Below are 13,165 nucleotides of genomic sequence, written 5' to 3' on the forward strand. Positions count from 1 at the left end.
TGACGTAGCAACGCAGCTACGAGAGCTTGAAGCGGACAGTTAGCCCGCCCAGGATGCGGTCGGCTTCCTCGATCCGGGCATTCAACCGGGCTCCGCGCCTCATGACAGCGCGCCGCACTGGTCACTCACCCGGCCCAACAATTGAGATCAGCATGGCAAATCCGAGACCGGTACGGTGGTGCACAAATTGAGGCCACGTCTCACGGCCGAGCTTGCGAAGTTGGCGAATTCTCGCCGATGACAACGACTCTGGAAACTGATGAGCCCGTCGGAGCCCAGCAGTCGTGCGATCTGAGGCCCCGGGAGGGGCCGACGCTACGTGTTTGCGATGGGAAGTCGCAGTGAGGAATCCCAGTCAGCACCGGTGTAGAGAACATGGGCAGCGGTGTTCACAGTGAAATCGTGCCCGTTGACGAATTCTCCACGTGGCCAGCGATAGATGTCTGCGCCGGCAATCGTCAACCGCAGTGACTCGCCGGGGCGGAGGTACGCAGTGAAGGGCCAGATTTCGATGTCAAGAGCGACCGGTCCGTCATCGGGAAGCGGAAGGTCGCGTTTGTGGGCGTGCACTGGCCGGTCGGGTGTGGACCTGGTGCTGTCGAGTTCGCGGCGGCTTGCTCGAAGCCAGCCCTGGGCCAGGGGGCCGTCATCGAGGTATGCGCAAAACGGGTAGGTGACCACGCGCCCGTCGGCGTCGAGCTTGTCCAAGACCACGAATAGGTCCATGTCCCCCGCTCCTGGCGACGCGGCAAACAAGCGCAACGCGCAGTTCCCGGCGAGATGGGTGGGTTCATCGAAGGTGTAGGTGAATGTGGCCGTTTGGTCGCCCGCGTGGCGGAGCGGATCGCCGGGCGAGGCAGTGGGATCATAGGTCGACGTTGCCGGGTCGATGGGCGCATTGTTCTGTAGGCGGCCGGTGGCAGCATTCAGGTATAGCGTCACCTGGTCCGAACCCGATGGTGGCCAATGCGATTCCGCGCGAATGGGTCCCGTCTCGGGTCGGTCACGGTATTCGACGCGGACCGGTGGCCACGACGAGACCTCCGTTTCGGCGTCCCGTAGGAAGTGGTCGAAGAACGCGCGCTGACGTTCGACGTTGTCGCGCTGGTAGTAGTAACGCCATTCTTTGCGTCCGTGAACGTCGAGCCACTTGTGTTCGGACCCGGCGCGGCGATAAGCCTCCAGGGTCCCGCGCGTGTGTAGCCCTTGGTTACCAACCGAACACACGAAAAGGGCTGGTACTTCGATGTTTTCCAAAGCCGGCGTTTTCGCCGCCCAGAAGTCGTCGTAGTAGGGATGGCCGAATATCTCGGTGAGTAGGTCCTCGCGCTGGCCCTGCCCGAAGCCGAGAATCGTGGCCAGGTTGGCTGCGAATTGAGTTTCAGGAATGCCGCCCTGGTAGATCGCTTCGCGGTATTGGTCGCTGATGCCTTCCGATGGGTTGATCGCCGCCAAGTGCGGGGGGCGCAGCGCCGCGATCCCGTACTGGCTGATGGCGAGGTAGGACACTCCGGTCAGGCCGACCTTGCCACTGCTCCACGGCTGTGTTCCGGCCCATTCGACGAGGTCGTAACCATCTTCGGCCTCTTGGCTGCTGAAGTAGGTGGCCTGTCCTTGCGATCCCCAGCTGCCACGTGGGTCGGCGTAGATCACGGCATAACCATGCTTGACCCAGTATTCGGCCACCGGAGCTTCGAAAGGCGTGCCCTCGGGTAGCGGCTCGGCGATGTCAGCACCCTTGCCAAGTATCGACGGAAATCCGTTGTGCTTGCCGTAGGGCGCGTACGCGATAAGCGCCGGCGCGGGTTCAGAGGTGTCGGGGCGTGCGATATCGATGTAGATCAGCGTCCCGTCACGCATCGGCACCGCGACGTCGCGTTCGAAGACCATCCCCTCCGAAATTGACCGCGACGGATTCAGACCCGAATACCCGCCCTCCTCTGGAGGGCGGGAAGGTACGAAAATGAAATCACCATCGGTTGTCATGACATCTCCTAAACCGTTATCGGACAGCACAAATAACCCGAATGCGACTGCTTCTGAGCGCCGGGGTGACCTGCAGTGTCATACCAAACTAGAATCCTGATTCGGTTTCGGTTTGGACAGTAGCAATGTCGCCGTAGGCTGTCCATACTCGAATCTGGATTCGACTCCTAAGGAGGGGAGGGTTGATGGGTGACCGTGACCCCGGCCTGCTGCGCGCCCCGATGCAGCAACGAAGTCAGGATTCAACCAACCGCATGCTCGACGCAGCCCTGGACATTCTCGACCGCGACGGACTCGCAAGACTCACCATTGCAGCAGTGGCCAAGCATGCCGACGTGGCCACCGGCACGATCTACCACCGATTCAAAGATCGGCATGCGCTGATCGTCGGCGCGCAGGACCGCTTCCTCAACCGCCTCGAAGAGCAGTTGTTGATCGCGAGTGCACCGTTACTAGTCGTCTCCGGCAACGAGAAGTTCCTACAGGGGCTGATTGAACTAGTCGAGGAGACCTTCGGAACTCACCGAAATGCCTTTCGGGCCTTCATGATGACCTACGCCGACGACCCCTTGCTTCGTGCACGCGGCACCGAGTCCAGTCGTCGGTTCGCAGAATTTGTCACGGACACACTGACGGTGCGCTTCGAGTGCAGCCACGACACTGCCGACAGCGCGTACCGACTGCTTTACGCCGATGCCGTCCTAGGAACCCTGTTCTCCCCCAACGAGCTTTCCCAGTCACCAGCATCCACCCGTAAACGCCTGGCACACATCAAAAAGGCGCTTGACGCACTGCTGTCGTAAGCAGAATCGATGAAACATGTCGCTCTGCACCCGGCGGGTCTGTTCACCGTCCAAGCCGTAGTCTCCCGTGGATCCTTACCGTCCAGCGAGTTAATCGGGATCGACAAACTGATCGCATCGATGACGCGGACCCCGGCTCCGCCGAGCGACTTGCGCGTCTCGTCATGTGCCCACACGTCGCCGTACTGACCGCCTGCGGCGCCGATCACAGCGAGCACGCTCAGCGGTGACTGCGCCCTCCCTGCACGGCCGCGACAACCAGCCGATCGCGTTCTTCACGACCGCCGGAAATGGTGGCGTTGTATTCGGGTGTGATCACCAGAACAGCGTCGACGTCGGCAACCGCGGCGCGGAGGCTCTGCGCGGCAGCCGGTGCCTCGGCACCGTCGATATCCTCGTCATGGAACGGGATGTCGCCAAGACCGTCATAGACCGCGACGGAAGTCCCGTCCGGCCCGTTCCCCGAGGCCACTTGGCCGATCTGCCGGTTTACCGAACCGGCGCGCAGGCTCGCGACCAACGCCAACACACATTGATGTCCTTCATGGTGGTTCCCTTCAGTTTCTGATTTGTCAGAGCGATGTGCGGCCCTACGCGGGTGCGGCGTCGCCCTCTGATCTGGTCGGCGCGGCTGGTGCCTTGACCGCCTCTAAACACACGGTGACGTCGACGGTGTCTCCGAGCATGGGGCCGCCTCCGGCTAGCACGGGAGTGTCGGTCAGGACGCCGAAGTCGCTACGCTTCAGTTGGATCACGCCTTCGAACCCGGCCACTTCACCGTGACCCATGCCGGGGCTCACGCCGAGAAATGAGAACGCCAGTGGTAGGCGTTTGGTGATTCCGCGCAGGGTGAAGTCGATGATGAGCACCCAGTCGTTGTGCCCGGTGCTGTGCATGTCGACCGAGGCGAGGGTGGCGGTGGGGAAATCGTCGGCGTCGAAGACGTCGGGTGCCCGCAGGTGCTCGTCGCGGTTCGGGTTGCCGGTGTCAACCGACCCGACCGCGATGGTGGCCGCAATGTTCGGAGTTCCGTTCTCGGGCACGGTGATCGCGCCGAAGAAGTCGCCGAATCGCCCATGTACTCGGCCGACCATCAGGTGGCGAACCGAGAACATGATGGAAGAGTGGACCGGGTCGATCGTCCACGTGCCGGCGGTGAGATCCCGCCCAACCGCCGACGTCACCTGAGTATTCTTCTCGAGTTCGGACGGCAGCTCGTAGAGTTCGCGCAAGACCAGGGCGTTGCGGGCTTGGATGAGTACGCCACCCTCGTCGAGACGTCCGAGTTCGATTGGGGCGAAGCCGAGTTGGGTGCACAGTTCGGCTACCGTCGCGCTTGCCGCGGAGTCGTTGCTGGACACGAAGACCACGCGTTTCCCGAATTCGGGTGGGCGCTTCTCGGCCAGCTGCCTGGCGGCGGTTTGGTTGAACGACTTGACCACCGCAGCGCCCGGAAACGCCTCGGCGTTGTACTCGGTCGACATGCGGCCGGCGAGGATTTGCTCGGAGTTGGGCACCAGAAACGCGTTCGTCGCGTCGACGACGATCTTGCCCGACCAGTCTGGACGGCGCCCACCCAGCTCACGGACCTTCAGGAACGGAATGGCCAAGATGATCACGTCCGCATCCAGGGCCGAGTCGAGGGTGGCCGGTGTGATCGAGGCGGACAGTTCGGTGACGTCGATCGTCTCCGGACCTCGCGTGTTGGCCCAGAGTGCTGAGACGTGGTGGTCGGAGAACCGTTGCGCCAGAACCGTGCCAACGGTGCCGGTGCCCACGACGGCGTACTGCAGAGCGCTGGTCATCGCACGACCTCCGCGGTCCGGGCGACGGCGATGAAGACCGCCAGCGCCAGGAATACGGCGTTCACGGGCCACTGCTTGTACTCTGCGCGTCGACCGTGGAACACCGCCGCGCCCACCTGCAGCAGCGCCAGCCCCACGGCTGCGGCCGGCGTCAGGATCGGCGCGATGCCGGTGAGCCACGGCACGATCAGACCGAGAGCGCCAGCCACCTCGACGCCGCCGATGAGTTTGATCGACGTCGCAGACAACGCCTCGGCGGCGCCAGCCGTGGAGGGGTTCTCCGCTAGGCGCTCCTTGGACTTCAGCAGTTTCGTGCCACCGATAAAGAGATATGCGGCGGCGAGTAGTACGGACGCGATCCATACCGCGATGTTCACTAGGGCTCCTCGAAGACGTGGGATTGGTGCAGGGCGGCTCAGCCGGGGAATTCGGTGGCGCCGAGTGCGACGTCGAAGTTGTCCAGTCCATGACGGGCGAGGCCCATGAGGACCAGGCCCGTTCCCTCCAGCCAGTGCGCCATGGTCAAGCCGCCGACGTCCAACGGGCGCAGCCCGAGACCAGTGATGAACTCCGACACGCGCGCCTTGGCCTGCGCATCGTCGCCGGCCATGAACACATCCAACGTCCGACCCTTCTCCAGGACGTGACCGAAGACGGTGTTGAAGGCCTTCACCACGCGGGCGCCGGCCGGAGCCGCCTTGGCGACTTCCTGGGCGATCGAGGTGTCAGCGGGGAGGGCGAGCCCGTCGGCATCGGCGTTGAAGGGGTTGCTGATGTCGATGATGACCTTGTCCGCCAACGCGTTTCCGTACTGGGTGATGACCGGCACGACATCGGCGTACCTCAGGGCCACGATCACGATATCCCCGGCCGGGGCGGCGCCGAACTCTCCTGTTGTGGTGCTGCCGCCGAGAGTCGTGGCGAGGTCAGTGGCCTTGGACCGATCGCGGCCGATGACCTCGACGGTGTTGCCTCCCGCTACCGCCAGCGCGCCGATGGCGCGGGCCATGTTGCCGGTGCCGATGATGCTGATGCTGCTCATGAGATGTCCTGTCTTTCCTACTGAATAAAAGGTTGACTACTCCACCATATGCCGATTGGTGACCATGTCAACCAATCCAGGAGGGCAGGCGGATGGAAGCGAACCGCGCGAGCCCGCGTGGACACGGCGTCCCGGCGAGCCTTCTCGCGCGCCCGGCATCACCATTGGCGTGCACGTGCGCCGGGGCCTGTCCTGGGCCGACTACCGGATCCTGGCGGTGCGTTCCGGGGCGTGGCCATCACTCCTCGTTGGTGCGTAATTCCCAGGGCCGCATGCCGATTGCCTCGGCGGCATTGCGCTGCAGCGCAATGCCGGCCGGCAGCGTGCGGTAGAAGATGCTCACCTCAGCGATCTTGCCGTCTGCGTCGAGCAGGACGAAGAAGATGCCGTTGACCGCGGCGTCTCCGACTTGAAGCCGGAAGTGTGCGGCGTGGTGGGTCTCTCCGCTGAGGACCTCCATGTAGGTGTCGTCGGAGGACAGTGTGTTGACTTTCTTGATGGTCTGCACGGCGGCGGCGCGGCCGCTGACCGGCTCATCGCCGAACGGGCCGTACAGCGCAACGTCCTCGGCGAGCAGGCCGGCGAGGGTGTTCTCGTCGACGCCGCCGTGGATGCAGTCGACGAAGGCCTCCAAGGTGTCGCGGTGCGCGGCAAAGGTGGTCATGGTTACTCCTCGTAGTGGGGGAAATTCGGTAGGTGCGCCGAGGCCGTCAGCTGGCGGCGAAGTAGTGACCGTTATCCAGGTCGGCCATCAATGTTGGCTGAGTAGGTTCCCAACCCAGGGTCTGGCGGGTGATGAGGTTGGCGGCCGGGTAGTTCTTCGTGACGAGGCTCGCGAGGGCCCCGAAGTACCCCGGCACCATCAGTTCGTCCACCGGAACGCTGACGACGGGCAAGTCCAGACGGCTGCCGATGGCCTCGGCGATCTCGCGGAACGAAATGCCCTCGTCCTGGACCGCGTGCCAGTACCTGCCGGCCGGACTCTTCTCCAGCGCCAAACGGAACAGCGAGGCGACATCGCGGATGTGCACGGCGCTCCACGCGTTCGCGCCGTCTCCGGGGTATCCGGCGAAGCCCTTGTCCTTCGCGAGAGCGATCAGCTGCGGGAGGAAGCCGGCAGAATCGGTCGTGTCGTGCGCGATGAGCGGAAGCCGCACGATCGATGACCGCACTCCTCGCTCGGCAAGGCCGACTGCGGCGATTTCCACGACATTGCGCGCCCGCAGGGTGCCCTTGTCCTCCTCCCTGCCGGGAAGGGCCGGGTCCTCCTCGGTGGCCGGCCGGCCCAGACCCTGCCCGGGGCCGCCGATGCTGCCAGCCGCGACCAGCGGCTTTCCCGTTCCCGCGAGTGCCTCGCCGTAGGCGAGCATGATCTGGAGCTCCGCGGCGGCCACGGCGTCCATCCCGCCGGACGGAAGCAGGTCCTGACGGTGGGCCACGTGGATGACACCGTCGGAATCCGCGGCCGCCTCCTTGAGCGCGTCGAGATCCTCGAGGCTGCCGCGACACACCGTCGCGCCCAGGGCCGACAGGGCCGCCGCGGATTCGTCGGACCGGGCCAGGCCCGTGACGTCGTACCCGGCGGCGATCAGCTCGGGGACGATGTGCGAACCGGCATGGCCGGTCCCGCCGGTAACGAAAACGCGCATGGTGCTCTCCTTTTGACAGTGGGTGATGGTGACGGTTGGTGGTGGGTAGCGATCAGCCGAGAATGTTGACGCCAAGAAAGAAGTTGGTGTGCTTGACGGAATGGGCGACGAGGCCCAGATGCAGCAGGGTGGCGTGCTCCAGGGCCCGCGCCATCGCCACCGGCCCGGTGTCCAGCGGGCGCATTCCCAGGCTCTCGACGAATGCCGACACACTCACCCTGGCCTCGGCGTCGTCGCCGGCGATGAACACGTCCAATGCGCGACCCTCGGCTGGGCCGGCCGCCACAACATCGGAGGGCAGGGATGACCATGTCCCCAGCCGGGGCGGCACCCGTGGTCCCAACCGTGGCACCCCCGAGCGCGGCGGCTAACTCCTCGGCCTTGACCGGGTTACGGCCGATGATCTCGACTGCGTTGCCGCCGGCGAGCACCCGGCCGGCCAGAGCGCCGGCCATGTTTGCCGGTGCCGATGATGCTGCTGCTCATGACGCATCCCGTCTAAACTCATCGGTGAGAAGGTTGACTCCTCCACCATAGAGGCTTTGGTAGAGTTGTCAACCAAACTAGGAGGCGTCGAGGTTGATGGAACCCAAGTGGCTGGATGCGCGTGAAGCCCGCGCCTGGCGTGCCTTCGTGCACGCACACCATCAGCTCGAAGTCCACCTATCCCGACGCTTGCAGGAATCGGGCCTGTCCGGTGCCGACTACGAGGTTTTGGCGTTGCTCTCGGCTCTGGACGGGGATCGCATGCCCGCCCGCGACCTGGGCAACGCACTGGGCTGGGAGAAAAGCCGTGTGTCACACCAGGTTCGGCGCATGCAGACCGACGGTCTGATCAGCCGTGAACCCAATCCCGACGACGCCCGCAGCACCATGATCTGCTTGCTGCCGGCCGGCCGCGCCGCCGTCGAGAAGGCGGCGCCCGGGCACGTGGACGACGTCCGCCGAAACTTCATCGACCTGATGACCCCCGCTGAACTCGACATGTTTGCCGCCCTCCACGAACGAATACTGCACCACCTCACCAAGGACGACGACTCTTCCGCCGCAGACAAGCGCTCATAGCCAAGCGCTCCACAGATGACACTCAAGGTCGCTGACGTCGATGCTCAGAGTACGTTCGTCGAACTTGATGCTTATCATGAGATATCTTGTCCTGTAGTGACATTCGCGTCATGCCCCTTGTCGCCAGATACGGCACGCGGCCCCGCCCCGGCCGACTAGTCCCGAGTCTCAGCGAACGTTGACTGCCGCCGTCGACGACCAGTTGCATGCCGTTGACGTAGCTGGAGTCGAGCAGTGTCCGCCCCCCCCCCCCCCCCGGGGGGGGGCCGCGACGCGCGTGCACGCTGAGGTCGAGACGTCGATCAGTACCTCGATATCTTGATCAACAATGCCTACGCCGGCTGCCACACGGTGGCTGCGCCCGGATTCACGAGCGTGAAACACCCTCGGCAGCAGCTATTTTCAGTGTCATGCCGTTTATGGCCGACCTCGAGTGAGCGCCGGCTACCGAAGCCACGGGCCTGGGCGGCCGGATGCAGGATGTCGCGCGTGTGCCATGCCGCCGGTGCGAACGCCGCGCAGTGGACCGTTCCGGATTGATGCTGGAACGGTTTCTTTGGCGCCGACGCGGACTCGGAGTCACATAAGTCGGCGATACACTTCGAATGCTAAACACAATTCGGCGACATCCTTTGGATGCGACAAGGATCGCCCGGTAAGCCGTTCGATTCGTCGCAATCGGTAGCGCACCGTATTGGGGTGGCAGAACAGTCGTTCGGAGACGGCGCCTACCGACGCACCGTTGTCCAGCCACACTCGAAACGTGTCAAAAAGCATCTCCCGCTCCTCGTCGGGAAGCCCACCAAAACCCGCCAACGCGGGACCGACTATTTCGATCATCGCCTCCGGCGCACTGACAGCCGCGGTGCCCAGGATGGAGCCGTCGAACACCGCGACTGAGGATGCCGGATCGGGCCGGCCACGCAACATCACTCGTGCGACATGCAGGGCTCGCGGCGTATCACGCAGATCATCGAACGGCGCACTCACACCCACGCGGGCGGTGGCCAGCCGCGACACCAAGGCAACGCACATACGGAGTCGTTGGTCGGAAGCGACGGACACGACCCCGACCTGCACGTCAGGCAGCAGCCGCCACGCTGAAAATATGTCGAGGCTGCGCAGCTTCGACTCGATCCCGGGCAGCGGCTCATCGCCGATGGCGGCAATGTGGGCGGCAACGACGACGAAGGGACCGTGGAGCGGCAGCTGAAGACGGGCGGCGACCTGCCACATGCTCCACCCGCCGACAGCTCGTCCCTCGAGGACCGAGTCAATCAGATTGGAGCGTCGCGACGCGTCCGCCAGGAGTTGGCGTGTCTGCTCGTCGCGCTCACCGGCCACCAGAGCGGTGGAGATCAGTTCAGCGAAGCGGGCGATGCGGACCTCGGTATCAGCTGGCATGGGGCCGGGCTTTACCGAACCGACGGCAGCCACGCCCCAGACGCGTCCATCAATGATGATGGGCACCCCCACCGCCGCGCTCAAACCGACAGCGCGCAGATGATCAGCGAACGGCCCGGCAGCGTCTTCGTACGTGTCGATCCGTGCAGATCCGCCAGTGCGTTGCACCACCGGTGCAATGGTGTCGCCTTCCAGCGGAGTGCGGGTGCCCGCCGGCAATCGCGCCCGCCCCGTGGGATGGAGCGCGACGGCCACCAACGTTTGCTCGCCATCTGCGTCAAAGCGACCCAGTCCAGCGGCGACGGCGGGCACGCACCGGCGCATCTCCTCGGCCACCGCGCCAAATACCGCCGAAGGTCCGACGCCCTGCGCGACCAACGTGGCCACTCGGCGCAACGCGGCCTGTTCGGTGGTGAGGCGTCGATACTCGGCGTACAGCTGTCCGTCGTCGACGACCTCAGCGAACTGCTCTGCAGGAACCGCGTCTGCGGTCGGCCGCATGTCCATGGCCTCCTCGCAACAGAATCTTGGTGGCGGGCACCACGAGTTTGAGGTGGTCATCATCTGTCGAGCGCGCACACGCTCGCATCTACCAACTGCACAGTCACGACCCAGTCGGTGCGGCCCCCAGATGCATCCCGACGCCGTTTGAGGCGCGTCAGTCCAGACGGTCGGTGGCGCGTTGCGATAGGGCGCTGCCGAGTTTGCCGCGGGATTCGACGCCGAGCTTGGCGAAGACCTTGTGCAAGTGGTAGCGGACTGTGTGCGCGCTGATGAACAGCCGGGCGCCGATTTCCGGGTTCGACAGTCCATCGCGCGCCATCGCCGCGATCTGCGCTTCCTGTGGTGTCAGCTCGTGCGCGGTTGCCGCGACAGCGCGCTTGCGGGCGGTTTCACCGGTGGCCCGCAGCTCACGGCGTGCACGCTCGGCAAAGCCCGCCATGCCCATCGCCTCCAGCATGTCGTGTGCGGTGCGCAGCTGGGCGCGGGCGTCGACGCGACGGTGCTTCCGGCGGAGCCATTCGCCGTATAGCAAGTGCGCGCGGGCAAGCTCTGCGCGCAACCGGGTACGGCTGAGTCGTTCGATCGACTCGCGATACAGACGCTCAGCGGGATCACCGTCGCTCAACAATGCCCGTGAGCGGGCCTCGATGCCCAGCGCCCAGTCGGTGCCGCTGACGCTGGTGATGTCGGCCAGGTAACGGAGGGCTTCGGCGGCGGTGTCGCGTCGTTCGTTGCGCGTGGCCGCCTCGACGAGTTCGACCGCCGCCCACCTTGGCGCATTCAATTCATACGGGTACTCAAGTGCGCGCTCGGCCGCGGTCATCGCCGCCGGGTAGTTGCCGATACCGTTGTTAACGACGGCACTCGCCCATCCCGCGATGCTTATGCCAATCCCTTCGCCGCGGATGCTGGCCTCGCCGATGGTGGTTTCTACCAGGGCCGCCGTTTGTGCGTCGCTGCCACTCATCGCGGCTACTCCGAGGACAGCGTATGGAGCCACCTTGCTGCCAGTTGCCTCCATAACCGCCTGCAGCTCCTGGCTGACTGACGAGGCGGCGGCCAGTTCACCGGCAAACAAGAGCATGAACGCGCGCGAGTTGAGGGCCAGTGGAAGCTCGCTGAGCGCGCCGACGCGGCGGGCAAGCTCGACGTGCCGATCGGAGAGCAACTGCCAAGCGTGGTCATCCCACAGGTGGCGGGCGACGACGCCGGCCACCCAATGCCAGCGCAACTCCTCATCGGCCGACATACCGGTACCGAAGTGCTCGAGTGCCTGCCGCAGAATCGGCAGTCCGGCCCGATATCCGCTGTTGTAATGAGCCACGAGACCGTCAAGAAGAAGATCAACCGCGCATCCGGGACCCGGCGGCGCGGCGTGTGCCGCCTGCGCCACCTCAAGTACTCCGCCGTCCAGCGCCGATCGACCGGCGAACATGCTGGCCGACAGTGCCTGCAGATAGGTCGTTCGCGATAGGGCCGCATCGATGGGTTCGAGCCGCCGGGCGGCCTTCAACAGCAGAGCCGGCGCATCACTGCATCGGCTTGCGACGAACGCGAGGTCGGCGCCGATCAGGTCGACGCGGGCCTGCTGGACATCGTTGAGCGGCCCGGCTCCGGCCAGGCAAAGCAGCTCCTGCGCCGCAATGAACTCGCCAGCCTTGACTTTGGCCGAGGCGGCGGCCAGCGCCCGGTCGCCGCGCCGCGCCGGATCGAGCGTCAGCTTCGCGGCCCGTTCAAGGAATGCCGCGGCGGCCGCCACGCCGCCGCGGCCCTGGGCGCGGCCCGCGGAGCATTCCAGTTCAACGGCAATGTCCTCGTCGGGACCGGGCGCTCCACACGCCCGATGCCACGCCCGTCGATCGGGATCCTGTTCCGGGTCGGTCACCTCGGCGAGCTCCGCGTGCACGCGTTGTCTGTCCTCCAGCGACGCCAACGCGTAGACCGCGGAGCGCACCAAGGGGTGCCGGAACCGGACCCGAGTGCTGAACTCGATGACGCCCGCATCATGCGCCGCCGCCGCACCTTCCCGGTCGATCCCCAACCTCGCGGCCGCTCGCCACACCAGGTCGGGATCACCGACCGGATCTGCCGCGGCGACAAGCAACAGCAGCCGGGTCTGGTCGGGGAGCACCTCGATGCGGCGCCGGAAGCTTCCTTCGACCCTCTCCGAGAGCTGGACTGCGCCCAGAATCCCGAATCCACCCGCCAAGGCGCCGGGCCGTAGGCCCCGCGACAACTCCAGCAGTGCCAACGGATTACCTCGCGCCTCGGTCACGATGAGATCCCGCGCGTGGCTATCGAGCTGTCGGGTCAGCCCGCTGTCCAACAATGCTCGGGCATCGTCGGTTCCCAGCCCCTCCACCTCGAGCTCGGGGACCTCGGCCAGATCGTGGCTCGGGCTTCGCGCGGCGACGACAACGCCAACCGACTCCGCGACCAATCGGCGAGCGACGAAGCCGAGGACTTGCGCCGAGGCCCGATCAAGCCACTGCTCGTCGTCCACGACACACACCAGCGGCCGTCCCCGGGCAGCGTCGGACAGTAGGTTCAACACCGCAAGTCCGATAAGAAACTTGTCCGGCGGCCCTCCCGGACTGATGCCGAACACGGTCCGCAGCGCGTCGCCTTGCGGTCCGGGGAGGCGGTCGAGGCTGCCTAGTATCGGCGCGCACAGCTGATGCAACGCAGCGAAGGCCAACTCCATCTCCGACTGGACACCTGCGGCGCGTAACACCTGGCATTCCGCCGCCTGCTCAGCCACATAATGCAGCAACGCCGTCTTGCCGATCCCGGCGTCGCCAGTCAGCACCAGGGCCCGGCTCTGTCCGGCACGAACCGCTTCGATGAGTTGGCTCAGCCGTTCGCACTCCACGCGGCGGCCCATCAACATCATTAGCGTCCCCGCAC

At 65.2% G+C, this 13,165-nt stretch carries 11 protein-coding genes and 1 pseudogene; 2 read left to right on the plus strand and 10 right to left on the minus strand.

Features of this window, described 5'->3' with window-relative positions; genetic code table 11:
- Positions 1–315: 315 nt before the first annotated feature.
- On the minus strand, positions 316–1,986 hold the full coding sequence (locus ABIA30_RS07390; RefSeq protein WP_370063713.1) for a CocE/NonD family hydrolase: 1,671 nt from the start codon (positions 1,984–1,986) through the stop codon (positions 316–318).
- Between the two features lie 185 nt (positions 1,987–2,171).
- On the opposite strand from ABIA30_RS07390, the gene ABIA30_RS07395 reads away from it, so the two are divergent.
- Complete coding sequence (locus ABIA30_RS07395; RefSeq protein ID WP_370063715.1) at positions 2,172–2,789, plus strand: TetR/AcrR family transcriptional regulator; 618 nt, start codon at positions 2,172–2,174, stop codon at positions 2,787–2,789.
- A 62-nt stretch (positions 2,790–2,851) separates the two neighbouring features.
- On the opposite strand, the pseudogene ABIA30_RS07400 reads toward ABIA30_RS07395, so the two are convergent.
- From ABIA30_RS07400 to ABIA30_RS07430, 7 genes and pseudogenes are all read right to left on the minus strand, one after another.
- Positions 2,852–3,318: pseudogene (locus tag ABIA30_RS07400) on the minus strand (NADPH-dependent FMN reductase); the annotation flags it as partial.
- A gap of 61 nt (positions 3,319–3,379) precedes the next feature.
- The gene (locus ABIA30_RS07405; RefSeq protein WP_370063717.1) at positions 3,380–4,594 is read right to left on the minus strand and encodes a YceI family protein; all 1,215 of its coding nucleotides are present in this window, start codon (positions 4,592–4,594) and stop codon (positions 3,380–3,382) included.
- A complete protein-coding gene (locus tag ABIA30_RS07410) occupies positions 4,591–4,971 on the minus strand; it encodes a DoxX family protein (protein ID WP_370063719.1) in 381 nt (126 codons plus the stop codon). Before ABIA30_RS07410 ends, ABIA30_RS07405 begins: the two co-directional genes overlap by 4 nt.
- A gap of 38 nt (positions 4,972–5,009) precedes the next feature.
- Complete coding sequence (locus tag ABIA30_RS07415; RefSeq protein WP_370063721.1) at positions 5,010–5,636, minus strand: NADPH-dependent F420 reductase; 627 nt, start codon at positions 5,634–5,636, stop codon at positions 5,010–5,012.
- A 238-nt stretch (positions 5,637–5,874) separates the two neighbouring features.
- Positions 5,875–6,300, minus strand: a complete 426-nt coding sequence (locus ABIA30_RS07420) for a hypothetical protein (protein ID WP_370063723.1) — start codon at positions 6,298–6,300, stop codon at positions 5,875–5,877.
- Between the two features lie 46 nt (positions 6,301–6,346).
- Positions 6,347–7,285, minus strand: coding sequence for an SDR family oxidoreductase (locus ABIA30_RS07425; RefSeq protein ID WP_370063725.1), 939 nt, complete (start codon positions 7,283–7,285; stop codon positions 6,347–6,349).
- Positions 7,286–7,337: 52 nt separating this feature from the next.
- Positions 7,338–7,571: a dinucleotide-binding-like protein gene (locus tag ABIA30_RS07430; RefSeq protein WP_370063727.1), complete on the minus strand. Its 234-nt coding sequence runs from the start codon at positions 7,569–7,571 to the stop codon at positions 7,338–7,340.
- 296 nt (positions 7,572–7,867) lie between these two features.
- Here ABIA30_RS07430 and ABIA30_RS07435 point away from each other — a divergent pair, with 296 nt between their 5' ends.
- Positions 7,868–8,350 (plus strand): MarR family winged helix-turn-helix transcriptional regulator, encoded by a 483-nt coding sequence (locus ABIA30_RS07435; protein WP_370063729.1) that lies wholly within the window; start codon positions 7,868–7,870, stop codon positions 8,348–8,350.
- 579 nt (positions 8,351–8,929) lie between these two features.
- Here the strand turns inward: ABIA30_RS07435 and ABIA30_RS07440 are convergent.
- Both ABIA30_RS07440 and ABIA30_RS07445 read right to left on the minus strand, forming a co-directional pair.
- Positions 8,930–10,255, minus strand: a complete 1,326-nt coding sequence (locus tag ABIA30_RS07440; RefSeq protein WP_370063731.1) for a helix-turn-helix domain-containing protein — start codon at positions 10,253–10,255, stop codon at positions 8,930–8,932.
- A gap of 157 nt (positions 10,256–10,412) precedes the next feature.
- Positions 10,413–13,142 (minus strand): AAA family ATPase, encoded by a 2,730-nt coding sequence (locus ABIA30_RS07445; protein ID WP_370063733.1) that lies wholly within the window; start codon positions 13,140–13,142, stop codon positions 10,413–10,415.
- Between the last annotated feature and the right edge of the window lie 23 nt (positions 13,143–13,165).

This window comes from Mycobacterium sp. MAA66 (genome assembly GCF_041261665.1).
Classification (GTDB): domain Bacteria; phylum Actinomycetota; class Actinomycetes; order Mycobacteriales; family Mycobacteriaceae; genus Mycobacterium.